This window comes from Candidatus Nitrosotenuis aquarius (genome assembly GCF_002787055.1).
GTDB lineage: Archaea > Thermoproteota > Nitrososphaeria > Nitrososphaerales > Nitrosopumilaceae > Nitrosotenuis > Nitrosotenuis aquarius.
Window position 1 is genome coordinate 367,261 of record NZ_CP024808.1, and the last position, 23,085, is coordinate 390,345.

A 23,085-nucleotide genomic window follows, 5' to 3' on the forward strand; every position below is an offset into this window, starting at 1 on the left:
CATTCCACGACATTGCTTAATAATTTTAGGGAATCGCTAAAGCCGGCACTGGAAAAGCTTGGCGCAAAGTTTGGCGCAATCGGCCTCTCTCCTGACTTTTGGACAGGCGTGGGTCTTGCATTTGCTTTCTTGTCTGCCACAGCATATGGCCTAAACCAGTACATTTCTCCGTATTTTTCTGCTGCAATAATCGGCGGCGTACTGCTTTTGGTTTCTGGGTTTTTTGACATGGTTGACGGCCAAGTTGCTCGATACACAAAAAAGGTCACAAAAAGGGGCGGGTTCCTAGATTCCGTATTTGATAAAATTGCCGAGGTTGCAATCTTTGCGGGGTTATTGGTGGGCGGATTTGCAGAGCCAATCTGGGTCTTGCTTGCTATCACACTATCGTTATTGGTAAGCTATGCAAGGTCTCGCGCAGAATCCCTTGGAATCAAACTGCAGGGAATTGGGATTGGCGAGCGCGCAGAAAGACTGCTAGTAATTGCCATAATTGGCATGATTCCGGGATTGATGCCGTATGCCATAGGCATTGTAATTGTAATTGCAGGAATAACGTTCATTCAGAGAATTATCGTAACGTCCAAAAACATTAAAGAAGACTAGTACAGCTTGCCTGTCTGTCTTCTGGAATCAGCAGATCTGATCTTTAGTATGCCAAAGTGAATTGCACATGACACGCAGTACCATTTGAGAACCTTTGGCGATGCAATGTATGCCCCCTGTGCCCGCAGTTCTTTTGCAAGCGATGCCTCCACCAGGTTTAGCCTGGATGTGACTTTTTTTGCCTTGTCTTTAGGAACTGTAGCGCCACAATTTGTGCACTGGATACGGTCAGAAGAGCCCTTTCCACCCTTTCGTCGTCCCCTACTTGCACGCTTTAATGGCATGGCTTTCCCTTCCGAGTGCCTCTTTATAATCTTGATGTGATTACTGTGATACTAGATACACCGCAAACTTGTTTTCTGCATCTATTGTGTAATTTGCGATTTTCTCAAACTTGTATCCTTTGATGTCTTTGACTTTTTGGTACAGTGATTCACCGATTACAAGCGTGTTTGGTTTTGCAAGCGAGTTTATCTTCGAGCAGGTGTTTACCGTAGAGCCAAAAATGTCATCGATTGCAGACGTTGCGACTATTGCCACCCTGACTGGGCCAAACATTGCAGATATCCTATAGCTTACCTCAGGCAGGTTTTCTGCTCCTAGTGCCCGGTTGATTGTGGTTCTAGCCTCGATTAGTTTCATGCAGCAATGTAGCATTTCCTCAAATGGGGTCTGCTCTTCAGAGTCTGTCTTTGGGAAATAATACAGTAATGCGTCGCCAATGTTTTTGACTACGACTCCGTGGTTTTGCGTAATTGCAGTTGCTGCCGAGTTCAAAAATATGGAATAAAACTTGCTAGTCTCCATGTCTGATAGTTTTGATGTGAGTTTTGTAGAGCCGACAATGTCTACAAAGCAGACGCAATAATTGGAGCTGTACTGGGAAAACTGTAGCAGTATGTCTTTTTGCTGCTTGATTATGTCCTCTCGCTCTTTGATTTTGAGAAGAGAATCCTGAATCTGCTCTGCCATCTGGTCAAATGAGCGCGAAAGCTGGCCTATCTCGTCGTCGGTCTTGATGTTAGTCCTGACGTTAAAGTCTCCGTTTGCTACTTGGTTTGCGGCATTTTTGAGCTTAATTATTGGCTTTGATATCAGCTTTGATAGAAAATACGCGGCAACTCCTACTACAACAGTAATGATTGCGCCAAGGACAATTATTTTGTCTCGAAGGTCTGCTACTGGCTCAAAGACTTCGACTTCGTCAATTTCTACTATCATGCTCATCCCAAGGCTCTTCATGCAGTTTGATGCGCCAAGGACTGGCATCCCACGATAGTCGTTGTGTATGCCAAAGTAGATCTGGCCGTCCGCTAGGCAGTGCTTGAGTGGCTCGGTGTCTACTTTTTGCACAAACGGCGCATTTGGAATAAACCTGGACTCTGATATCATGTATCCATACTGGCTTACAAGATAGGCCTCACCTGTCTGGCCTAGGCCCTTTCTGTTTAGTAGTACACTGTCGATTTGGTTTGTGTTTGCTGTGATTATTGCAACGCCTGAAGGGGATTGGTCTTTTGGTTTTTCAAATATGGGTGCGGCAGTTACAATTTTTCGCTTGCCGTCGGCACCAAGAATTATCTGCGTAAATGGCTCTTTTGCCCCGCGAACAAAGATCGGATCGGACAGATAGTCTTTTTTGTTTTTCGTGTTGATGAGTGCAAATAATCGCTCTCCGTCAATTCCTACAATTTCCACGTTTTCTAGGTCGTCTAGGCCTCCAATGCTTGCCTCAAATGCCTGAACCTCGATTAAAAAGTCCATTCGTTTTTGCGCAATTGTCCCTGCAAGAATCTGCGCGTCTTCGATTTGGTTTAGCTCCGAGACTAGCAGCTTTATCATGGGGTTTGTGGTAATTACTTGCATTTCCTGGATTTTGGATTTCATGGTGCCTTCTATGGCGCTGCCTCGAATTGCGGCCTCGCCTATTAGCTGGTTTGTTGCCCGCTCGCCCAAAATTATGGTAGCATAATGAAATGAAAAGAAAATAGTCACGCCTATCCCAATCAATGAAACTGCCATGACCAAGGAGACCAGCTTTTTGTCCAGGGTCACCGGAATTGGCTTTCTCACAGCCTTGGACCTATTCCCTTGGAATATCTCTTTTTCTAAGATTACTAGCTTAGATTTATGCTAGTTCGGGTATGGTATAGTAGATGCGAGGCCTCTGCCATTTCTGCCTAAGGTCAAACGTGGAAATTGTAATAGAGCGGGGACAGATTATCTGCCCTGACTGTCTTCAAAAGCAAAAAACTAAATCCGAACCGAATTGAGCTGGTACCGTGAAGCTTGGAATTTTTTCCCACTGTACAATAGATGAAATCAACATCGGTGGAAACCTGTATGAGAGGCCTGGCGGACCTGCATGCTATTGCGGTGTGGCTGCAAAAAACATGGGTTTTGATGTGGAATTGTACACAAAGTTTGGCCCTGACTATACCAATGTAGAGTATTTGCAAAAAAACAAGATAAAGTTTGAAAACGCGCAATCGCAAAAAAACACCACGCGATTCAGATTGGACATCTCTGGCGCAGAAAGAACACTATGGATAAAAAATCTCTGCGACAAAATTGATTACGCCAAAACAAAAGCAGACGGAATTCTGATCAGCCCAGTATTTGATGAAATATCTGTGGAGGTACTGCAAAAGATAAAATCCGATTCTGGCTTTGTGGCATTGGACCCTCAGGGCTTCTTGCGAAGAAAAGGCCCAGACGGGCTGGTGTCATTTGAGAGAACAAGCCTTGAGCTTGACGACATAACCGTTCTCAAGTCGGACCCAAACGAGGTGTACCAGCTGACTGGAATAGAGGGAATTGAGGGGGCAAAAACACTGCACAAAAAGATAGAGCACTTGCTATACACTAACAAGCGCGAAGTCTCACTGTTTTACAAAAACAGGCAGTACTCCATTACTTTGCCAAACATGGACATTTACGACACTGTCGGAGTTGGTGACATTTTTACTGCCACATATTGCTGTGCAATGCTCAAAGAAAAGGACGCATTGTGGGCACTAAGCTTTGCAGGAGGTGCTGCACAGGCTGCCCTGGAATCAAAAGAGGTGGGCCTAGACAAGATTCCGCAGAGAGGCCAAACTCAGGTCAACGCCTCATACTACTATAATATAATGAAGTTCAAGGACGTCTAAGCTTTTATTATTACAAGAAAACCTAGCTTTTCTGTGCAAATAGGAATCTCTGGTGTTACACCAACAGACATTGCAGTAAAGACAATCAAGACTGTCTTGGATGACTATGGACTGTCATCTAGATATGTGGGATACAAGCCGCAAAAAGACCTCGACTGCGTAATTGTTACTGGTGGCGACAGGGGAGTGCGCAATTATTTTCACAAGACCCAGGATGCACAGGTCCCAGTCCTTGGCGTCGGAGAATCCGAATCAAGCGGGTTTTTGGCCCAAATTGATCTAAAGGAATTCTCCTCTATAGTAAACAGGATAAAAAAATTAGACTATGAAACATCGGAATTCTCAAGAATTGCAGTCAAAATTGACGGAAAGCCTGCCTATCCAGTGTTGAATGATGTTGCAGTGTTTTCATCAAAGAGCGCCATGTTAATGGAACATGTGTTGCGCGTAAACCATGAGGAAGTCTGGCATGATTCCAGCGACGGCGTCATTATATCGACTCCGATTGGCTCGTCTGCATATTCCATGTCTGCTGGGGGCCCAATGATATTTCAGGACTCGCCAGTATTTGGCATAGTGTCTGTGAACTCGCTAGACACCACCCGCAGGCCGCTCATCGTCCACGACACTAGCATTATCGAAGTAGATGACATTTCATCTCGATTGTTCTGTGAAGTGGTAATGGACGGAGTCGACAGATTCAGAATAAACAACACACTAGAATGCACAAAATCCGTGCCGTCCGCACGAGTAATCAAAATAAAAAAGGACTCTACTGCCGTTTCCGCGCTAACAAAAAAGGTCAAGCTGGCAGAGGACCTACTAAACATGCCTCCAAGTTCAAAGCTGCTGCTCAAGACATTGGAATTTGAGGGCACCATGACGCAGCGCGATCTGGTGACAAAGACCCTGCTTCCTGATAGAACTGTACGCCTGGCACTACGACACTTACTTGACAAAGGTTATGTCAAAAAGAAAATCTCTATGCGGGACTCTAGGCAGAAAATCTACGAAATATCAAAGACCTAGCTTGCCGAAGCCCGGACAAAGGCCTCAAAGGACTCTTCTGGAAAGCCTGGCCTACTGTTGAATTCCGGATGGAATTGCACACCAAAATAGAACTTGTGCGATGGAATCTCTAGCATTTCCATTCTCTTTGAATTATCAGATTCTGCTGAAAATACTAGGCCTTTTTTCTCAAATTCCTGTAGGTATTTTGTGTTGATTTCGTATCTGTGTCTGTGTCGTCTTGAGACATGAGTTGCATTGTATGTTTTTGCTGCAATTGTGTTTGGTTTTATTGTAATATCATGTGCACCTAGTCGTAGCGTTCCACCAAGATTTGACATTGTCTTTTGCTCTGGCAGCAAGTCCACAACTGGATGTGTAGTGTTTGGGTCTAGCTCTGTTGAGTTTGCATCGGAATAATTCAGCACATGTCTGCCAAACGCGACTGCAGCTAGCTGAAATCCAAAACAGATTCCTAGGTATGGTATGTTTTTCTCTCGCGCAAAGTTTGCTGTTTTTATTATTCCTTCTACGCCACGTGATCCAAATCCTCCCGGCACTAAGATGCCGTTGTATTTTGATAGTGCATCGACGTTTCCGTTAATTCCTTCAGAGTCAATCCAGTCTATAGATATGGATTTTCCAATTTTAGCTCCTGCGTGCTTTAGTGCGTGGTTTACGCTCACATAGCTGTCTGCTAATGTGACATATTTTCCAACCATTGCTATTTTGATCTCGCCGTCTTTTTGCTGCATTGACTGGACTATGCTATTCCAGTTGTCCCAGTTTGCAGCCGAGTTTATCATGCCGACCTTGGCAAACTTTGTAAATATTTTATCGACTATACCCTGTTCGTAGAGAATTTGCGGAACTGAAAATATTGATGACACGTCATGACATGAGAACACATCGCTTGCCGTAACGTTGGTGAACATGGAGATTTTCTTTTTTGTTGATTCCAAGAGTGGCTCTGTGCACCGAACTGCCATAAAGTCTGGCTGGATACCTATTCTTCGCAGCTCTTGGACGGAATGCTGCGTCGGCTTGGTCTTTTGCTCGCCTACTACATCCAGTGATGGAGCCAGGGTAACATGGACAAACAATACACCTTGCGGCCCTTCCTCTAGTCTCATCTGTCGCAATGCCTCTAGGAATGGCAGTGATTCAATGTCTCCTACCGTTCCACCACACTCTACGACAAGAAAGTCGAGCTTTTCATCTTCTGCTATTTTGTGGATTCTCTTTTTGATTTCGTCTGTAATGTGTGGAATAATCTGGACGCATGCACCTAGGTATTCGCCTCGGCGTTCTGCCTCTATTACTGCGGAATAAATCTGGGCAGTCGTGATGTTGTGGGTTTTTTTGAGGTTTTGGTTTAGGAATCGCTCATAATTTCCAATGTCCATGTCGCACTCGCCCCCGTCATCTGTGACATATACTTCGCCGTGGGCTACTGGGTTCATTGTTCCTGCATCATAGTTCAGGTATGGGTCTATTTTGACGCAAGAAACCCTCTGGTTTGATAATTGTAATAGTTTTGCAATAGAAGATGTGACTACGCCCTTGCCTAGGCCAGACATGACACCGCCTGTAACAAAAATGAACTTTGTCTGCACATTTGGATAAGGAAAATGATATTTTTATTTCTTTTTTTGCGGATATGCTTTAATCAGCACGGTTTATGTCTCAAAGAATGATCGAAGACGTCTGGGTGACAATTCTTGGGAGCGTGGCAGCAGCTCTTGTTACCGGAAGCTTTGTGCCACAAGTGATTCGTGGCTATAGGACAAAGAGCCTCAACGACGTGTCGTATTGGTTAATGATTACAATATGCGTTGGATTGTCTTTGTGGATTGGATATGGAATAATAAAACAAGACTGGGTCATAATCGGCGCAAACATTAGCACTATAGCGCTAAACGTGATGTTGCTTGCCTTGAAGGTAAAATACTCAAAATAGCTATTTTGTAGCTGATTTTAGCTGCCTTGTAAATTTGGCAATGGCGCTCTGGATTCTGGTAGAGGGTGTTTTTTCTATTAGTTTTATCAGAGCAGAACCAACAATTGCAGCATCCGCCCCATGTTTAATGTATGATTTGATGTCATTGGGGGTTGATATTCCAAATCCAATTCCTACTGGGACCTTGCCCCTTGCAATTTTCTTGGTGGCTTGGAGTGCAGATATTGTATATGACTGGATTTTGTTTTGAACGCCGGTTGTGCCAAACACTGCCACTAAATACAAAAATCCCGTAGTCTGCCTTACTATTTCTTGCAGTCTTGACTTGCTGGTGTTTGGTGATACCAGAAATATTGTATCCAAGTTGTGTTTTTTTGCAGCCTTGAGGTATTCTTTAGATTCTTCAACTGTCATGTCTGGCGTAATAATCCCATCTAGTCCTGCCTCTTTTGCAAGCTTGAAGAATTTCTCATATCCTTTACTGTATAGAATGTTGGTGTATGTCATCAGTACCAGTGGAATTTGGCTTTCCTTGCGGATTTGTCTAACTAGGCTCAAAAATTGTGCCATCTTGGTTCCCCTTTCTAGCGATATGGTACTTGCATGCTGGATCACTGGACCGTCAGCTAGTGGGTCTGAAAATGGAAATCCTAATTCTATAATATCTGCGCCACCCTCAATTAATCCGCGAACTGCTGACAGCGTGTCTTTGTGTGATGGGTACCCTACCATGACATAGGTGACCAGTGCCTTTTGTCCGGCTGATTCCAGCTCGGCAAACTTATTTTGAATTCTCGATGTAATCTTGTACCACCTCTACGTCCTTGTCTCCTCTGCCAGATAGTGTAACTACAATGCTGTCTGACTTTGATCTTTTCTTTGCAAGCTTGATTGCCTCTGCCACCGCATGCGATGATTCCAGTGCCGGAATAATTCCCTCTGTTCTAGTTAGTATCAAAAATGCATCAATTACTTCCTTGTCTGTTGCAGAAACATATTGTATTCTTTTTTGGTCCTTGAAATAGGAATGCTCTGGGCCTACACCTGGATAGTCTAGTCCCGCGGAAATACTATGAGTTTCTTGGATTTGGCCTTCTGAATCTTGCAACAAATATGTCATCATGCCGTGCAATACGCCTTTGGTTCCAGCAGACAGTGTTGCGGAATGGTGTCCTGACTTTAGGCCCTCCCCTGCAGCTTCAACACCAATTATTTCGGTGTCCGTGTCTACTAGTGGATAGAATGTTCCAATTGCGTTTGATCCTCCGCCGACACATGCAATTACGGTATCTGGAGTTTTTTTGCCAAAGGCCTTGATTTGCTGCTTTATCTCCTCGCCGATTACTGCTTGGAAATCACGCACCATTACTGGATATGGGTGTGGTCCAACTGCTGAGCCTAGCAAATAATAGGTATCCTTGACGTTTGTAATCCAGTCGCGAATTGCCTCGTTTATTGCGTCTTTTAGTGTCTGCGAGCCTGCCTTGACTGCATGGACTTCGCATCCCAGCATGTTCATTCGAAATACGTTTAGCTTTTGTCGGATTGTGTCCTTGTAGCCCATGTATACTTCGGCTTTGAGGCCTAAGGCCGCACATGCCATTGCAGTAGCTACTCCATGCTGGCCTGCACCAGTCTCTGCGATTATTCTTGTCTTTTTCATTCTCTTTGCAAGTAACGCTTGACCCAGAGTGTTGTTGATCTTGTGGGCCCCGCCGTGTAACAGATCTTCTCTTTTTAGGTAGATTTTAGCACCGCCGATTTTTTCTGATAGATTCCTTGCATAGTATAATGGGGTTGGGCGTCCTGCGTATTCTGTTAGGTAATAGTTTAGCTCTTTTTTGAAGTCTGGGTCGTTTTTGTATTTGAGATAGCTTTGTTCTAGCTCTTCGATTGCTGGAACTAGGGTTTCTGGGATGTATTTTCCACCAAACTCGCCAAATCGACCGTCCTTAGGGAACTTAATTTTCATATCGCGTTGACCAAACTCCTTACGTTCTCTTTAATATCTTCTGACTTCATGATGCTAGAGCCAATCAAGAATGCCCCTGCGCCGCATTTTTTTAGGAATTGTATGTCTTGGGGGGTTTCAATTCCGCTCTCTGAGACTATGATTCTATGATTATCGAATCCTTCCAGTAGTTTTTTTGTCGTATTGATGTCGATTTGTAGGGTGTCCAGGTTTCGATTGTTTATTCCGACCAGGTCTGCTTTTGTATTTAGCGAATTGACAAACTCTGATTTTGTGTGGGCCTCAACTAGCACCTTGAGTCCGTTTTTGTGCCCATAATCAATGTACTCGTCAATGTCTTTGAGTAATCCAATATCAAATAATGACTGGATTAGTAGCATGTAATCTGCGCCTATTTTTCTTGCCGCATCGATTTGCACCTTGTCCACTACGATATCTTTCATCAGCATTGGGATTTTTACTTGCTTTCGAATTTGCATGAAATATTGCGGCGAGCCCTCAAAAAGATACGGCTGTGTGAGAACAGACAGTGCCTTGGCACCACCCTCCACCATGGCCTGGGCAATCTGAACAGGATCTGATATTTTGCGTATTTTACCAAGCGACGGGGATGAGAACTTTACTTCGGTGATTAGTGATGCATGCTTGTTTTCTTGGATAGATTGTATTAGATCTATTTCGGATTTTGGGATTTTTTCTGTTATCTCATATGTGCCGTCTGATATTGCCTTGTGGGAGTTGTCAAATAATTTCTGCAGCGTATTCATTATGTAATCTCCTTTAGCTTGGAATAATCACCACAATCTTTGACAAAATTCTCAAAATGCGAAAATGCCTGGCCTGACTTGATTGATTCTAGTGACATTTCCAGGCCTTCCTCTAGGTCTTTGGCTACGTTTCCGACAACTAGGCCTGCAGCTGAATTTAGTGCGGTGATCTCTATTTTGGCCTGGCTTGCCGTACCATCAAGTACTGTGACAAATGATTCGATTGCTTCCTGTTTTGTTGATATCTGCAAGTCCTTGATTGTTGCCTGATGCAGTCCGAACTTTAATGGGTCGATTGTCATTTTTCCTACGTTTCCGTCCCGCAGAAAGCAGATCTTGTTCTTTGATGTTGTGGATAGTTCGTCTAGGCCATCCTGAGAGTGAACAGTCATGATGTTTTGCGCGCCTCTTCTTTGCAAAATACTGACTATTCTTTCCAGGTAATCCTCGGAAAAGACACCTATTAGCTGGTGTTTTACGCGTGCCGGATTGCACAATGGTCCTAAAACATTGAATGCGGTTCTGGACTGGAGCAATTTTCTAGCAGCTGCGACATTTTTCATTGCAGGATGGAATCGTTGTGCAAACAAAAATCCAATTCTGTGTTTTTCTATTATTGATGTTGCTTTGATTGGGTCTGCGTTTAGGTCATAGCCAAAATACTCGAAAATATCTGCACTGCCAGAAATCCCTGACGATGAACGGTTGCCGTGCTTTGCTACTATTCCCTTGCAGGATGCAATGACAAATGCCGCAGTGGTGGAGACATTGAATGTCTGTAGTTTGTCGCCTCCAGTTCCGCAGACATCAATTATTGTGCCCTTGCATTTTGGCGATATGTGTACTCCATGCTCTTCCATTTTACCAAGCATTGTTAGCAATTCGTCGTCCGTTTCGCCCTTGTTTGCCAAGTGTTGCAGAAAAACTGCCTTTACTTGGTCTGGCGTTCCCTCTGTTAGCAGTAATTCCATTGCCTTGCTCATCTCGTCATGCTTGAGATTTGCGCCGACTTCGAGCCTTGCGATATAGTCTTCTAGCATTTTTTCACCTTGTTGATAAAATTCTGCAGGATCTTTTTTCCTTCTGTGGTCAGTATGGATTCTGGGTGGAACTGTACTCCTTCGATTAGATAGTCCTTGTGCGATACCCCCATTACTTCGCCGTCGTCTTCAGCTATTGCGGTTATTTTTAGAACATCTGGTATGATGGTTTTATCGCCTACCAGAGAATGATATCTTGTTGCGCGAAACGGGTTTTGCACGCCAGAAAATAATGAATCGGAATAATGCTTGATCTGGCTTGTTTTGCCGTGCCTTGCGCAGCCCGCATTGACTACTTTGCCGCCAAATTCCTGTATGATTCCCTGGTGTCCAAGGCAAATTCCAAGAATCGGTGTCTTTGGTCCAAGCTCGCGAATCACATTGGAGCAGATTCCGAAATATCGCTTGTCTTCTGGCGTTCCGGGACCAGGCGATATGATTATCGCGTCATAGTTTTTCTTTTGTATTTCATCCAGTGTTATCTTGTCGTTGCGTATGACATCGGATTCTACTCCAAGCTCGCCTAATAATTGTGCAATATTGTATGTGAATGAATCGTAATTGTCGATAATTAGAAATTTCATTTTGTGGACTCCTTTAGCGCTGCGATCATTGCACCTGCCTTGTGTTCTGTTTCCTTGAATTCTCCTTCGGGTGTCGAATCTATTACAATTCCCGCACCGGACTGGATGAAGCCTTTAGTGCCATCAAAGAAGATACTTCTAATTGCTATTGCAAAATCGCAACAACCATTGTTGGAAAAATACCCAACAGCCCCTGCGTATTGCTCTCTGATATCTGGTTCTAGCTCGTTGATTATCTCCATTGCCCGAACCTTTGGCGCACCGGATACCGTTCCTGCAGGAAATACGGCCTCAAATGCAGAAAACATGTCATGCTTGTCATCTAGTGTCCCTACAACGTGGGTCACAATGTGCTGCACATGCGAGAATCGCTTTATCTGCATTAGTTCTGGTACTCGGACAGAGCCATATTTGCAGACTCGTCCCACATCGTTTCGCCCAAGGTCAACTAACATTGTGTGCTCGGCGATTTCTTTTTGGTCAGATAGCAATTCCTGCTCTAGCTGTTTGTTTTTTGCCTCATCGTCTGTGATTTTGCGCGTGCCTGCAATTGGAAATGTCTCTACTTCCTTACCTGTTACTCGGACCAGCATTTCTGGGCTGCAACCAATGTATGTTTTTTGTGCAAATTTCATGTGATAGAGATATGGTGATGGATTTAGCGTACGCAGTTCCTTGTATACGCGCAGAAAATCCCCCGATGCTGAAAAATTAAATTTTCTGGATAATACCACCTGGAAGATGTCGCCAGAGTACAGGTATTGCTTTGCCTTGTTTACTATACTTGCAAACTGGGATTCGTCCATGTTTGTTGTGATATCAGATAGAGTGATGTTGCCGAATTTTCTTTCAGCCTGTTTTATCTGGTTTATTCTGTTTTCATCATAATAGAAGTATAGTGATTGGTTTGTCTTGTTGTCGTATAATATTCCGTCCTGGTAGATTCCAAATTCCATTATTGGTTTTGAATTGTCCTTGATTGGAATGTTTTCGTACAGTTTTATTGCGTCATAGTTTATGATTCCAACTGCGCCGCCCAAATATCGGTGTGACTGGTCTTGGGTTGGTGTAATGAATTGTTTTAGCTCGGCTACTGGGTCTTTGGTTGGAATTGTTTTTGTGGTGCCGTCCTTGTATGATATTACGATTTTGTCTGGATATCCCTGGATGATTATTTTTGGATCAAAGCCGATGATTGATGATTCTGCCAGCTCTTCAGGTCCAGTTAGTGATTCAAAGAGAAATGTGTGGGTGTAATGTTGTTCTAAATTGGAATAGATTTCAAATTGCGTTCCAGGCAGGCCTAGGGGTATTACAGTACAAGTATGGTTACCAAAGGTGGCCACCCATGGAGTAGCTTGTTGATTTGGGATATTTAATGAGTTGTATTGTTGTTGGATTTTTAGTAATTTTTGCAAAAATTTGCGCCAATTTACGCACGATCAGGCTCAAATGTTGTAAGAATTACGGTATGGTACGGTACCTTTATATGCGATCTTGATCTATTATAATTATGAGTCAGATGCTTGCAAAGCCAAAATCACACATATTGTATTCGGAGATGTATTTTGGCAAGCCGCAAATTCCACTGAAAAGTTCGGCAACCGAAGTAATGTGTACATTGTGCAAGTCGGAGCTGATGGAAGGAATTGGAATTACTGCAAAAAAGATTGGTGACAGAACGGTCTTTGTTTGCAGTATACATGGATTCTAGTTGTAAAACTGATAAAGCAGCACCAAAGATACCAATCCATGACTGATTTTATCTACGAGCCGTACAAGAAAATCCACGTCCATGATTTGATAAAAATGAGTCTGGATGATCTAGTAAGCATGATTTCTACACTGGAATCTGCAAATGCGTATTGGGCAGAAGGCGTTTTGTTTGTGAGCTTTTCGATTTCGGAATCAGATGAGCTGGGAAAAAAAGAGATTGAAGGTGAGACCTATTTGGATAGGGTGGTGTTTTGCAAGTATGACAGGTACACCAAAACAGCAAAATCAAGTACTAATGTGGAAATTAATGTGATTAATGTCCAGACCAGTCATCTGTATCGTGATTTGGTGTCCTGGCTCAAAAAACAATCGGTGTGGAATGAATAATGGATGAGAAATCAAACTATGTTGCCACTGACGGTAAAATTGCAAAATCTGAGATTCCGATGGGGGATCTTATTGCATATTTTAGGGTAAAGTGTAGAAATTGTGGCCACCACAGAATAATGCATGATGGTATAGGTAAATGCGAAGGCGTAATGAACAAGCCGTGCAACTCTGGCTGCGATAATTTCAGCCCGGAAATCTGAGAAATACTCTTAACTTGATTATATCTTGGTAAAATAATGTATGTTGCAATAATAGACATGCCTCTAAAGGAGGAAAAAGAAGAGGAATTTGCGGCTTGGATTGCAGAAACCAACAAGATTCTTACCAAAAACCCTGGATTTGTAGGCAGAAGGCTGGGCAAGTCAAGTGACGGAAAGTACATTATGATTGCAGAGTTTGAAAATGAAGAGGCGCACCACAAGATACACCAGACACCAGAACATCATCAGATATCGATGCAGTTGATGGGGTTTCTAAAGCAAGGGCCGTCTAGAAAGTTTTATGATATAATTTCACAATAGATATTTTTCAAATAATACTGCGAACCATTTTTTAGACGAATCTAATTATCTTTGAGGGAAACTGAATGGCCGTAACCTTTGAGAAATTTTACGTTGTAATGATTTTTGTGGTTTTTGAGGGTCAATGCAAAAATATACTTGTCACAAAATATGCGAGAATAGAATAACCAATACTAACCAAAATAGCCAAAATAATACTCTTGACATTATTGCGGAATGTATCTTCAGTTTCAAAATTTTCTTTTCGAAGTCTTGATCTTAGTAATTCAATATTATAGAATTGGGCTACTGGAAGTCCAACAAATTGATAAAAGACATACGCTTGTACAGCAAAGTCATATTGGATTCTATCCACAATTGAGGACTGCCACAAGGTAGCTAGTATCATTCTTTGATCTATGAGAAAAATTGGAGCAAACATTACGAATGTGCAATAAAGTAATACTTCATTGAGAATTTTCGTTTTCTTATCTTTTGTTTTGTAATACTCTTTTAGTCCTTTTTTTATTGGATACATTGCAATAATAATTGCAACTGATTGAGTAAAGATGAAAATCGGCAAGTATAGATTATCAATTAATAAAGATTGTAAGAACTTGTTTGCTTCTCTATTTGAGTAGAATATAGTTACTATTAGAATAATTATGCTCCAGATGAAAAATGGACTTTGAAAATAATCTTACCAAACCTAGTTAACATAGATTATCTCGGATCATTAAGATCTTAAGGATTCTCCAACAAATCCTAACGTACGTCATTCTCTAGTCATAACGAAAAAGCGACACAAATCCCCGAACGAATGGGGGGCTTTGCATTTTTTATTGATAATCAATTAACTCATTTGATTACCAAACAGGACTAGTCACAGCACCCTGTGCTGCAGAACCTACTAGTGAGGCATATTTTGCCAAAGCACCCGATTCATAGTTTGGTTTGCGTGGCTTCCAGGCTTTTCTCCTGTTTTCCATTTCATCAGATGAAATATGCAGATCAATCGTGTTGGTTTCTGTGTCTATGGTGATTTCATCACCGTCTTGAACCAAGGCAATGTTTCCACCAACAAAGGCTTCTGGCGCCACATGACCAATCATAAATCCTCGAGTTGCACCTGAAAACCTGCCATCTGTTACCATTGCCACTTTTTCTCCAAGGCCTTGGCCTACCAGTGCAGCAGTGACTGCCAACATCTCTCTCATCCCAGGACCGCCCTTTGGACCCTCATATCTAATAACAACCACGTCTCCTTCCTTGATTTCATTCTGCGATACTGCATCAAATGCTAATTCCTCCCTATCAAAACACTTGGCTTTTCCAGTGAATTTAGTGATTTTTACACCAGACATCTTTACTACGGCGCCGTCTGGGGCCAGTGAACCTTTCAGAATTACAGCAGTTCCAGTATTGTGTAGTGGGTTTGCCATCGGCTTTACAATATCGTCATTTGATGGCGGCAACACAATAGAATCCAAGTTTTGTTTCATTGTTTTGCCGGTTATAGTCAGTACATTTTCGTGCAGTAACTTTCTGTCAAGCAATTTCTTTAGCATCAATGGAACGCCGCCAACTTTGTCCAGATCATTCATTACATACATTCCACCAGGTTTCAAATCCGCAACATGCGGTACTTTTCTTCGAATTCTCTCAAAATCCTCATAGGTCAGCTTTACCTTGGCCTCATGAGATATTGCCAGCAAATGCAATATTGCATTTGTAGAGCCGCCAATTGCGTTTAGTATTGTTATAGCATTCTCAAATGCCTCAAATGTCAAAATATCACGTGGTCGGATGTTGTTTTTCAAAGCCTGCACGCATGCAACGCCGGTATCATACACCATCTTCTCTCGTCTTTCATCCTCAGCAGGCGGAGAAGCACTGCCAGGCAATGCAATTCCTAGTGCTTCAGAAATTGACGCCATTGTATTTGCAGTAAACATGCCGCCACAAGATCCTGCAGTGGGGCACGCATAGTTTTCAATATTTTTCAGAGACTCTAACGTAAGTTTGCCCGCATCATATGCGCCAACTGCCTCATACACATCTTGTACTGTGAGCTGTTGCCCATTTAGCATTCCAGGCATTATGGTACCACCATACACAAAAATCGACGGCAGGTTTAGTCGCGCCATTGCCATCATGGTGCCAGGCAGGCTCTTGTCACACCCGGCAATTCCTACAAATCCGTCATACTGGTGGGCGCGCACCATTATCTCTATTGAATCCGCAATTATTTCTCGAGACACCAAAGACGACTTCATGCCCTCATGTCCCATCGCTATACCATCTGATACTGCTATGGTGGAAAATTCTCTTGGGGTAAATCCTGCATCTGATACTCCTTGCTTTGCCCTAATTGCCAGTCTTGGCAGGTGAATGTTGCATGGCGTTGCCTCATTTCCAGTATGGCATACGCCAATAAACGGTTTATCCAGATCATTATCAGTCAAACCCATTGCCTTGTACATTGCACGATGCGGGGCTCGCGCGGTTCCAGACACTACGTTTCGACTTGAAATCTCCATTATACCACCATTTTATTCAATATAATATTAGAATTTGGTTGATTTTCGGCTATTGCTTTTCGATAAACAGGCCGTCTAGTTCCATTAGGTAGTTGTCCACCTGAGTCTGGTTTTCATTGCCGTATAGCACTAGGATTCTGTCGTCCTCTTTGAGAACATAGTCGCTCAGTGTTGGCACCTTTTCGTGGTTCACATAGAATTTGAGCGAATAATCCTCGTTATTGCAGAATGTGTGCTCTGGCTTTTTGTCTGGGAACACAAAGCATTCATCATCAAAGCCTATCTTGATTGACTTGAAGAGAAAGCCTAGTGGTACATTTGATGCGTGTCTGTGGATTGTGTCGCCATTTTGGCTCTCAAAGTGGATGTAGGGGCTCTTTACCTGATAGTCCGGCAGTGAAAAGTCAAACTTATCGCCAAATATTCTGACCAGAATTGCTGCGTGCTCGTGCTCATCACCCAGTTTTCCAGCGCCAGGTGGGCCTGACATTTGGGTGCCAGTTAAAGTGAGTTTTTCATAATAATGGTATGACGCAAATGCGATAATTGCAATTATTACGGCAAAAATGCCTGCTGCGATGAGCGTGTTTTTCTGTTTTTGTGACTTTTGCTTGGAAGCATAGTTTTCCCGCTCTTTTTCACGTCGGGAGTCTCGGTTTTCGCCCATGGTTATCCGTACTCCTATACCAGTACTAATTTAATCAATCGCATAACCATAATAAAATCCAGATCGAATGATTCTCTAGTTGAGTTGCATCTTTTGCGATATCATATCAAAGAACAGGGAGGGCCATTTCATATACGAAGATGACAACCATGTAGTGTTTTTGGACAAGTATCCAATAGACAAGGGCCACGTCCTAGTCGTGCCAAAATACCACTATGAAAAGATAACAGACATGCCGGAAAACAAAGTAGGGGAACTATTCTCAAAAATTCCAAAAATTGCAAAAGCAATAATGACATCAACTGGCGCAGTTGCATTTTCTTTGGCGCAAAACAACGGACGGGCTGCAAAGCAGATAATCCCGCATGTTCATGTGCACATCATACCAAGATATGCCGAAATGGGAGCAGTCTGGACAAAGAGAACCATACCCAGCTCAGAAGAACTAGATGACCTAGCCAGCACAATAAAGCAAAATCTCTAGTCAGACATTTGCTCTTTTAGTCTGTCCAATAACGCATAGATTCTATCTGTTTCGGGAATTCCAGAGCGAACCAGTTCTACTTTGAGCCTAGTGATTGGGTCGGCCAGGGGCTCGTTTATGTCCATTTTTGTTTGTAGCTCCAGCTTTATCTTGTCTATTTGCTCTCGCTTTTTTGCAATTTCATCCTTGGTCCTCTGCACTATTAATTCCTGGTATAGCAGCCTGTCCTTCATTTTTTCGCATTCGTCTTCTAGTATGGTCAGCAGATTTTTCATATTGTCTATTGTGATGTGTTTTGGGTTTAGCTTTTCAAGCTCGTATCTTGTCTTGACCTTGTTTTGCAAGACACTTACCTCGCCCAAAAAGCGTTGCTCGTCTTGCTTTATTTTCTGTAATTTGTCAAGCCTTTCTTTTATCATGCCGTTTGCGAATTTGAAATACTGATCAGTGTTGGTCATCTGATCTGCAAATTCCTTTGATTTTGCACGGACCGCATCTTCTTTTGTGGTATTTTGGAATTTATTGGAAAACTCGATGATTCTCTCCTTTGGTGCCATTGGGTCCTGGGGCTCGGATTGCTTTATTTCGCCTGCAATGTGCGACCACTCGTCCTCAGATGAGATGTTCTTGTTGTACCTGTCAGGCCCGTCCCTGCTTGCGCGGTTCATGTGCTTGGTCATTATCATACAATTCCACAGAACGGCTTTTGACCCAAATGCTGTTTAATAGGACACCACGGTTTTGTTCGTTTAAAACAGCAAGACGAGTCTTAAAAGAGATTTTTTGAGCCTAGAAAAACAATGTTCAATATCCTGATTGCGGAGGACAATGACTTTACTGCAAAACAGTACAAAACTGCACTCGAAAAGAGAAACCACAAGGTCACATTGACTAAAGATGGGGTAGAATGCGTTGATCTGTACACAAACGAGGTAAAATACGAGGAATTGTTCCGAAAGACAAGGACTCCGCCATACGATATCGTACTACTAGACCATGACATGCCAAGAATGACAGGAGCAGCTGCTGCCAAAGAAATCCTGGAGCAAAGGCCCAATCAGAGGCTGATATTTTTGTCTGCATACGGCAATGCCATAATGAGCAAGCTGGATACCGTCAGGGAAGATACAATCCAAATAGTGCAAAAACCGTTTTCGCTCAACTTTCTGATAAAAAAGATAGAGGGCTCGGCACTACGAAACAGGATAATCAACTCTCAGAACGGCAATGTATTGACTGCATCCCAGGATGCGGCGGCAATCAGATAGTCCATTTTGATCATGTTTTTATAAATTTGAACCAAGCCACATAATGTGCTGGCAAGATCTTTTTTTGTGTTTTTAGCAATATCTCTGATGCTTGTATCCTCCCAATACGCGTCCGCGCACTGGGATGTTCCACCAGCTGGCAGCCCTTATCATATTACGGTAATTCTCAAGAGAATCGACTACAACGAGGATGCCGATGATTGGGAAGACAATACAAGTGGTGCCGACTTGGTCATAGGCTGGAGAGTGGAGCTTTCAGGGCATGATCTTGCAACAAACTCTGGCACAATAGCAAGAGACAACCTTTCATTGTCTGAAGGCGGAAAGCTAAGGCTTGATCTGACAATTCTGGATCATGACGAGTGTACTCCACTGAGTGATCTTAGGCTGTTTGCATGGGGAGTAGAGTCTGATCAAGACAACACGCTTGACACAAACCGCATCATGCGTTCTATAGTTCAAAATGGAGACATTTCTACAGGTCCGCTGGAAGCGCAAAATCGGTTTGACTCTGCGGGAGACCAGTGGATGGGATTTAGCTCCAAGGTATCGCGGGGAGTCAATGCAGAGGGAACCCATTTTGAGGGCGAGATGACACTTCCATTAGACGAGCAAAACAGGCTGGATGCCGAATTTCTAATCGAAAGACATTCTGTAACAAATACCGGACAATGCAACCAACCAGCAAACTCTAATCCCAAGACAGCAATAAAATCAGACACCGCAAAGAACGTCAAAACATCACAAACTAACAAAAAAACAGAATCAACATCTCAGATAACAAATGAGCTCAAGGGAATATACCTAATCGCAAAACAAGACGAAAAATTCAACTCGATACTAAAGAAGGCAAACGATGCAGAATCTAAAGCACTAAAAAAGATAGCAGGCGATGCCAAATCATTCTATTCAAAAACGAAAAACTCTGATGTAAAGAAGCTAGGCGATAAAATCCAAGCACAGATCAAGGACGCAGAAGCAGACAAAAAACAGATATCTGCACTCGATGCCGACTCTAAAAAAATAACAAAGCAGATTCTTGCAGTTGCAAAGGAAAACAAGATTACAAAATCAGAGCTTGACAAGGCAGTCAGGGACAAAACAGATACAAAGAATCCAAAAGCCGAGGAAAATACGGCCAAGCTAGACCAAAACTCGCTTGGCAGACCACTTGACCTGAACACTCTGGACAAGCTGGCAGAGATATTGTTTAATGCAAAATCACACTACGAAGAGGAAGCAAAGATAAATGAAGAAGAGATAAGAAAATTTCTCCAAGTTCATAGGAAAGCATTAGAAGAAGCACGACAAAATTCAGAAAACAAGCCTAATGATTCCAAACAAAAAGACCAAGATGCCCCTCCAGAATCACTTCTTGATGACCTAGACCCAACAATTCGAGGGCCTGACGTCAATGAATCAAAGCCAAGCAAAGAAAAGCCAGGCCCAAAAACAGAAAAACCCAAGACAGACCAGCAGAACCCTGACGCACCTCCAGAATCAATACTGGATGATATAGACACCAACTATGGGGCAGACATTGGTCCAAAACCAGACAAGCCAAAATCTGACCAAAAACCAAAACAAAACTCCGGCATAGATCATGCCAGAATTGCACAAGATGACATGAGAATAATCGAAGAATCACTACGACAAGAATTGTTGGACCAAGTTCGCGATACCCAGATACAATTAGACCTAGAGCGCCAGCTAAAAGATTTAAAACAAAAAATCGTAATTGATGACACAAAAAAACCGATAATCCAAAAAGACCCAACAAAACTGCCTGAAACAAAAACCCAAAAGCCAAAAACAGAAGTCAAACCAAAAAGCACCATCCCAGAAAAGACAGAAAAACCAGTAATACAACAAGACCCAGTAATTACAAAACCCAGCAACACAAAGCCAACATTATCAATACCAAAACAAGTGACACAAGAGGCAACAGGCCCAGCTGGTGCAAATGTCGCATTTTCCACATCAAGCCAGGACAAGGAAGACGGCTCACTGAGACCGGTGTGCAGTCCTGCATCCGGCTCAACATTTCCAATTGGAACAACATCAGTTAGCTGCACAGTCACAGACTCTAACAATAATTCCATATCTGGAACATTTACAGTAACTGTACGCGACACAACACCTCCCGCATTTGGTCCATTCCAGCCAACAGAGGGGGTAAAAGATGACACTGGTGTGCAGGTGTTCTTTGATGTTACCGCAACTGACCTAGTGGATGGAAATACTCAGGTAAGCTGCAATTACCAGTCAGGCTACAAGTTTCCACCAGGAGTAACTGAGCTGAAATGCACTACATCTGATTCGCGAGGAAACCAATCCACAAAAACCGTGCAAATAACAGTTACAGTGTCAGAGCAATAAGTTACGGCTTTAGCTTTCCGCCAATCTTCCATTCTATTTCTGACCTTTCCTGAGCAATCACATCAAGCATTTTCGCCTCGGAGATTTCCACTTTTTGTATGCTGGACTGAGTTGCCTCTTGTACAATATTTTCAGAATCTGAGAATGGCAGGGCCAGCAACGACACAGTAAACATGATGAGGCCAATTCCGACTAGGATTCCAATTTTTGTCTTGAGCGAATATTTCACGATATGATACTACGAAAAAACAACACAAGAACTAGTCTCTGATCAAAATACACAAGCTAGAGATTGGGATTATATCTAAGAATAGCAGCCACTTTTCCAAGACTGGAGAGCATCACGCCATATTCCGACAAACCGGATATGACCTCGATTTTTGTGCCAACAGGGATTGCTAATGTGGATAGATAATCCACCAAATCCTGGGACGAATCAACCTGGTCCATTGATTTGCATGAAGGGCACGGTTTGTTTAGCATCTCTGTCTTTTTTGGTATTAGCTTTGCATGCTCTACTATTTCCTCTTGGATGTGTTTGCACCTATTGCAGGTAATCTCTAATCGGTACAGGTTTGTATCATCTGTGATTAGCAAAATATCGACAACGTTGTTTTTGAGTAATTTCAGAATATCCTGGAGCCCGTACACCCCAAGGCCTGTCCTATTGTTTATCTCTCGGAACAATCTTTCTACTAGTTTTTTTTCTTCTGCCAGCCTGAAATCAGACAAAACATCCTGTGCCTTCATGAATGCTTCGCGAATTCCTTCAGAGCCGGAATATGAAGTGTCCAGCGTTGCAAGAACCTTGTCTTGGAGCCTATACTCTAGATAGTTTTCTTTTAGAAAGTCCTCCTTTGTTGGGCCAGGCCCAGACACAATTAGGCCCTTAATCGGATAAATGTCTATGAAAAACTCTTTTGTTACCTCTGCAACCCTGTTATAGTAATACGATAATTCCATTTCCCGCAGTCTTTCGAATCTTCTGGCAGACTGACCTCCCTGTCTGTGCTTTCCTGCAACACCAGAGCTTGTCTCGCGCAACACCTCGATTTTATCGCCGTGTAGCAAGCCCCATCCTGCGTCTTTGGTGTCAATTGCCAAAAACCCAATGAGGTTGTCGTCCTTTAGCATGTCTTTGAGAATATCTACATGGAAATGATCATCGCATCTATACAATGATGTGGTAAGGTCCTTTGGCGGTTCCAGCTCCCAGACCTTGATTACCTCGCTTCCTATCGGCCCGCCCCCCTCTGGTGGAACGGCTCCACAAAATATGACTAGGCCGTGCTCTGGTGTGTCCTTGTATAGCTTTAGTCTCTGCTGGACTCGACCCAGCGCATCCACAACATGACTCCTAGTCATGGCAGACTTGATGTTGTCTGCAGTTCCCTGCTCCTCTCGTAATTGGTTGATGACTAGGTGTAGCTGCTTGCCCTTTGGAATGTATACTGTGATGAGCTCAGTCCCCCTGCCTGAAATTCTTGATAATTCGTCTAACGTTCTTTTAATTTTGTAAATCTTGACTGAATCTTGTTTTTCTACGTTGATTTTTCCCAATGAAGACAAGCTTTTTCGGATGCCATATTAAGATTCCAAAACGGCACACCAAAACACTGCAAAATGCCGCACTAGTCAATAACTATCATACAGCGCGCAATCCGTGGAAAAACAGCCCTACCAAATCCAAATGCAGGATTATCCAAAGCTATTCCGATACAGAATAACACAGCAAGGGCTCTATCACATTGAGGATTTGGTATCGCAGATCTATTTGGAAGAGCAAACCCCGACCATGTACACACTAGTCAAGCTGGGAATTTTACTGCGGGTAAACATGTGCCAGACGCAAAACCTGCAAAACGAAAGCCTGTTCCAGGATGTGTCTGCAAGGGCAAAAAAATTCGGCGGAGTGGAACCGCAATATATCCATGAATGCGTCAAGTCGCTGATTGCGAGGGGATTGTTGGAATCAAATCCAAAATACGACCGCAGTCTTGCAATGCGACTGCATTTGTCGGGATTAAGTTCCGTCTAATTTACGCTCAACAT

General features: G+C 43.0%; 26 protein-coding genes. 12 read left to right on the top strand and 14 right to left on the bottom strand.

Annotation, left to right across the window (positions count from 1 at the left end):
• The first annotated feature begins 12 nt into the window (after positions 1 to 12).
• Positions 13 to 606 (top strand): CDP-alcohol phosphatidyltransferase family protein, encoded by a 594-nt coding sequence (locus NAQ_RS02150; protein WP_100182033.1) that lies wholly within the window; start codon positions 13 to 15, stop codon positions 604 to 606.
• On the opposite strand, the gene NAQ_RS02155 is transcribed toward NAQ_RS02150, so the two are convergent.
• Together NAQ_RS02155 and NAQ_RS02160 are read right to left on the bottom strand one after the other, a co-directional pair.
• On the bottom strand, positions 603 to 890 hold the full coding sequence (locus tag NAQ_RS02155) for a 30S ribosomal protein S26e (protein WP_100182034.1): 288 nt from the start codon (positions 888 to 890) through the stop codon (positions 603 to 605). The genes NAQ_RS02150 and NAQ_RS02155 overlap by 4 nt on opposite strands.
• A gap of 40 nt (positions 891 to 930) precedes the next feature.
• Positions 931 to 2,679 carry an adenylate/guanylate cyclase domain-containing protein gene (locus tag NAQ_RS02160; RefSeq protein WP_100182035.1) on the bottom strand — a complete coding sequence of 583 codons (1,749 nt, stop codon included), beginning with the start codon at positions 2,677 to 2,679 and terminating at the stop codon, positions 931 to 933.
• A gap of 209 nt (positions 2,680 to 2,888) precedes the next feature.
• Here NAQ_RS02160 and NAQ_RS02165 point away from each other — a divergent pair, with 209 nt between their 5' ends.
• Positions 2,889 to 3,758, top strand: a complete 870-nt coding sequence (locus NAQ_RS02165) for a PfkB family carbohydrate kinase (RefSeq protein ID WP_100182036.1) — start codon at positions 2,889 to 2,891, stop codon at positions 3,756 to 3,758.
• A gap of 33 nt (positions 3,759 to 3,791) precedes the next feature.
• Positions 3,792 to 4,787, top strand: coding sequence for an NAD(+)/NADH kinase (locus NAQ_RS02170; RefSeq protein WP_100182037.1), 996 nt, complete (start codon positions 3,792 to 3,794; stop codon positions 4,785 to 4,787).
• Here NAQ_RS02170 and NAQ_RS02175 read toward each other — a convergent pair.
• The gene (locus NAQ_RS02175) at positions 4,784 to 6,382 is read right to left on the bottom strand and encodes a CTP synthase (protein WP_100182038.1); all 1,599 of its coding nucleotides are present in this window, start codon (positions 6,380 to 6,382) and stop codon (positions 4,784 to 4,786) included. The two genes, NAQ_RS02170 and NAQ_RS02175, sit on opposite strands and share 4 nt — an antisense overlap.
• A gap of 77 nt (positions 6,383 to 6,459) precedes the next feature.
• On the opposite strand from NAQ_RS02175, the gene NAQ_RS02180 reads away from it, so the two are divergent.
• Positions 6,460 to 6,726, top strand: a complete 267-nt coding sequence (locus tag NAQ_RS02180; protein WP_100182039.1) for a SemiSWEET family sugar transporter — start codon at positions 6,460 to 6,462, stop codon at positions 6,724 to 6,726.
• Here NAQ_RS02180 and trpA read toward each other — a convergent pair whose 3' ends face one another.
• From trpA to NAQ_RS02210, 6 genes are read right to left on the bottom strand one after another with little or no spacing between them, the layout of a single operon-like run.
• On the bottom strand, positions 6,727 to 7,530 hold the full coding sequence (trpA, locus tag NAQ_RS02185; protein WP_100182040.1) for a tryptophan synthase subunit alpha: 804 nt from the start codon (positions 7,528 to 7,530) through the stop codon (positions 6,727 to 6,729). It lies immediately after the preceding gene.
• Positions 7,508 to 8,698, bottom strand: coding sequence for a tryptophan synthase subunit beta (trpB, locus tag NAQ_RS02190; RefSeq protein ID WP_177585547.1), 1,191 nt, complete (start codon positions 8,696 to 8,698; stop codon positions 7,508 to 7,510). The genes trpA and trpB overlap by 23 nt, the downstream gene beginning before the upstream one ends.
• Complete coding sequence (locus NAQ_RS02195) at positions 8,695 to 9,465, bottom strand: indole-3-glycerol phosphate synthase TrpC (RefSeq protein WP_100182041.1); 771 nt, start codon at positions 9,463 to 9,465, stop codon at positions 8,695 to 8,697. Before NAQ_RS02195 ends, trpB begins: the two co-directional genes overlap by 4 nt.
• Positions 9,465 to 10,505: an anthranilate phosphoribosyltransferase gene (gene trpD / locus NAQ_RS02200; RefSeq protein WP_100182042.1), complete on the bottom strand. Its 1,041-nt coding sequence runs from the start codon at positions 10,503 to 10,505 to the stop codon at positions 9,465 to 9,467. The genes NAQ_RS02195 and trpD overlap by 1 nt, the downstream gene beginning before the upstream one ends.
• On the bottom strand, positions 10,499 to 11,089 hold the full coding sequence (locus NAQ_RS02205; RefSeq protein WP_100182043.1) for an anthranilate synthase component II: 591 nt from the start codon (positions 11,087 to 11,089) through the stop codon (positions 10,499 to 10,501). Before NAQ_RS02205 ends, trpD begins: the two co-directional genes overlap by 7 nt.
• A complete protein-coding gene (locus tag NAQ_RS02210; protein WP_100183400.1) occupies positions 11,086 to 12,435 on the bottom strand; it encodes an anthranilate synthase component I family protein in 1,350 nt (449 codons plus the stop codon). Before NAQ_RS02210 ends, NAQ_RS02205 begins: the two co-directional genes overlap by 4 nt.
• Positions 12,436 to 12,602: 167 nt before the next feature.
• Here NAQ_RS02210 and NAQ_RS02215 point away from each other — a divergent pair, with 167 nt between their 5' ends.
• Genes NAQ_RS02215 through NAQ_RS02230 form a run of 4 tightly spaced genes read left to right on the top strand, consistent with a single transcriptional unit; the run spans position 12,603 to position 13,716 of the window.
• Positions 12,603 to 12,803 carry a hypothetical protein gene (locus NAQ_RS02215; RefSeq protein ID WP_162858581.1) on the top strand — a complete coding sequence of 67 codons (201 nt, stop codon included), beginning with the start codon at positions 12,603 to 12,605 and terminating at the stop codon, positions 12,801 to 12,803.
• Positions 12,782 to 13,192, top strand: a complete 411-nt coding sequence (locus NAQ_RS02220) for a hypothetical protein (protein WP_245871672.1) — start codon at positions 12,782 to 12,784, stop codon at positions 13,190 to 13,192. Before NAQ_RS02215 ends, NAQ_RS02220 begins: the two co-directional genes overlap by 22 nt.
• Positions 13,192 to 13,395, top strand: a complete 204-nt coding sequence (locus NAQ_RS02225) for a hypothetical protein (RefSeq protein ID WP_100182045.1) — start codon at positions 13,192 to 13,194, stop codon at positions 13,393 to 13,395. The genes NAQ_RS02220 and NAQ_RS02225 overlap by 1 nt, the downstream gene beginning before the upstream one ends.
• Before the next feature lie 36 nt (positions 13,396 to 13,431).
• Entirely contained in the window at positions 13,432 to 13,716 is a 285-nt protein-coding gene (locus NAQ_RS02230; RefSeq protein ID WP_100182046.1) for an antibiotic biosynthesis monooxygenase family protein, read from the top strand.
• A gap of 845 nt (positions 13,717 to 14,561) precedes the next feature.
• Here the strand turns inward: NAQ_RS02230 and ilvD are convergent.
• On the bottom strand, positions 14,562 to 16,235 hold the full coding sequence (ilvD, locus tag NAQ_RS02240) for a dihydroxy-acid dehydratase (protein WP_100182048.1): 1,674 nt from the start codon (positions 16,233 to 16,235) through the stop codon (positions 14,562 to 14,564).
• Positions 16,236 to 16,284: 49 nt separating this feature from the next.
• Positions 16,285 to 16,902 carry a protein-disulfide isomerase gene (locus NAQ_RS02245; RefSeq protein ID WP_100182049.1) on the bottom strand — a complete coding sequence of 206 codons (618 nt, stop codon included), beginning with the start codon at positions 16,900 to 16,902 and terminating at the stop codon, positions 16,285 to 16,287.
• Positions 16,903 to 16,981: 79 nt separating this feature from the next.
• On the opposite strand from NAQ_RS02245, the gene NAQ_RS02250 reads away from it, so the two are divergent.
• The gene (locus NAQ_RS02250) at positions 16,982 to 17,386 is read left to right on the top strand and encodes an HIT family protein (protein ID WP_100182050.1); all 405 of its coding nucleotides are present in this window, start codon (positions 16,982 to 16,984) and stop codon (positions 17,384 to 17,386) included.
• On the opposite strand, the gene NAQ_RS02255 is transcribed toward NAQ_RS02250, so the two are convergent.
• Positions 17,383 to 18,072 (bottom strand): hypothetical protein, encoded by a 690-nt coding sequence (locus NAQ_RS02255; protein ID WP_100182051.1) that lies wholly within the window; start codon positions 18,070 to 18,072, stop codon positions 17,383 to 17,385. The two genes, NAQ_RS02250 and NAQ_RS02255, sit on opposite strands and share 4 nt — an antisense overlap.
• 114 nt (positions 18,073 to 18,186) lie before the next feature.
• Between NAQ_RS02255 and NAQ_RS02260 the strand changes: the two genes are divergently transcribed.
• Together NAQ_RS02260 and NAQ_RS02265 are read left to right on the top strand one after the other, a co-directional pair.
• Positions 18,187 to 18,654, top strand: a complete 468-nt coding sequence (locus NAQ_RS02260) for a response regulator (RefSeq protein ID WP_100182052.1) — start codon at positions 18,187 to 18,189, stop codon at positions 18,652 to 18,654.
• Positions 18,655 to 18,699: 45 nt separating this feature from the next.
• Positions 18,700 to 21,033, top strand: coding sequence for an HYR domain-containing protein (locus NAQ_RS02265; RefSeq protein WP_100182053.1), 2,334 nt, complete (start codon positions 18,700 to 18,702; stop codon positions 21,031 to 21,033).
• Between the two features lies 1 nt (position 21,034).
• Here the strand turns inward: NAQ_RS02265 and NAQ_RS02270 are convergent, their stop codons facing one another.
• On the bottom strand, positions 21,035 to 21,262 hold the full coding sequence (locus tag NAQ_RS02270; protein ID WP_100182054.1) for a hypothetical protein: 228 nt from the start codon (positions 21,260 to 21,262) through the stop codon (positions 21,035 to 21,037).
• A gap of 56 nt (positions 21,263 to 21,318) precedes the next feature.
• Positions 21,319 to 22,593, bottom strand: coding sequence for a peptide chain release factor aRF-1 (gene prf1 / locus NAQ_RS02275; protein WP_100182055.1), 1,275 nt, complete (start codon positions 22,591 to 22,593; stop codon positions 21,319 to 21,321).
• Between the two features lie 103 nt (positions 22,594 to 22,696).
• Here prf1 and NAQ_RS02280 point away from each other — a divergent pair, with 103 nt between their 5' ends.
• Complete coding sequence (locus NAQ_RS02280) at positions 22,697 to 23,071, top strand: hypothetical protein (protein WP_100182056.1); 375 nt, start codon at positions 22,697 to 22,699, stop codon at positions 23,069 to 23,071.
• Positions 23,072 to 23,085 lie beyond the last annotated feature (14 nt).

Bases quoted from the DNA above. Each gene is read 5' to 3' on its own strand.
- NAQ_RS02180 (WP_100182039.1), top strand. From the start codon at position 6,460: ATGATCGAAGACGTCTGGGTGACAATTCTTGGGAGCGTGGCAGCAGCT.
- NAQ_RS02245 (WP_100182049.1), bottom strand. From the start codon at position 16,902: ATGGGCGAAAACCGAGACTCCCGACGTGAAAAAGAGCGGGAAAACTAT.
- NAQ_RS02195 (WP_100182041.1), bottom strand. From the start codon at position 9,465: ATGAATACGCTGCAGAAATTATTTGACAACTCCCACAAGGCAATATCA.
- trpB (WP_177585547.1), bottom strand. From the start codon at position 8,698: ATGAAAATTAAGTTCCCTAAGGACGGTCGATTTGGCGAGTTTGGTGGA.
- NAQ_RS02260 (WP_100182052.1), top strand. From the start codon at position 18,187: ATGTTCAATATCCTGATTGCGGAGGACAATGACTTTACTGCAAAACAG.
- trpD (WP_100182042.1), bottom strand. From the start codon at position 10,505: ATGCTAGAAGACTATATCGCAAGGCTCGAAGTCGGCGCAAATCTCAAG.
- NAQ_RS02215 (WP_162858581.1), top strand. From the start codon at position 12,603: ATGAGTCAGATGCTTGCAAAGCCAAAATCACACATATTGTATTCGGAG.
- NAQ_RS02255 (WP_100182051.1), bottom strand. From the start codon at position 18,072: ATGATAATGACCAAGCACATGAACCGCGCAAGCAGGGACGGGCCTGAC.
- NAQ_RS02230 (WP_100182046.1), top strand. From the start codon at position 13,432: ATGTATGTTGCAATAATAGACATGCCTCTAAAGGAGGAAAAAGAAGAG.
- NAQ_RS02155 (WP_100182034.1), bottom strand. From the start codon at position 890: ATGCCATTAAAGCGTGCAAGTAGGGGACGACGAAAGGGTGGAAAGGGC.
- ilvD (WP_100182048.1), bottom strand. From the start codon at position 16,235: ATGGAGATTTCAAGTCGAAACGTAGTGTCTGGAACCGCGCGAGCCCCG.
- NAQ_RS02205 (WP_100182043.1), bottom strand. From the start codon at position 11,089: ATGAAATTTCTAATTATCGACAATTACGATTCATTCACATACAATATT.
- NAQ_RS02225 (WP_100182045.1), top strand. From the start codon at position 13,192: ATGGATGAGAAATCAAACTATGTTGCCACTGACGGTAAAATTGCAAAA.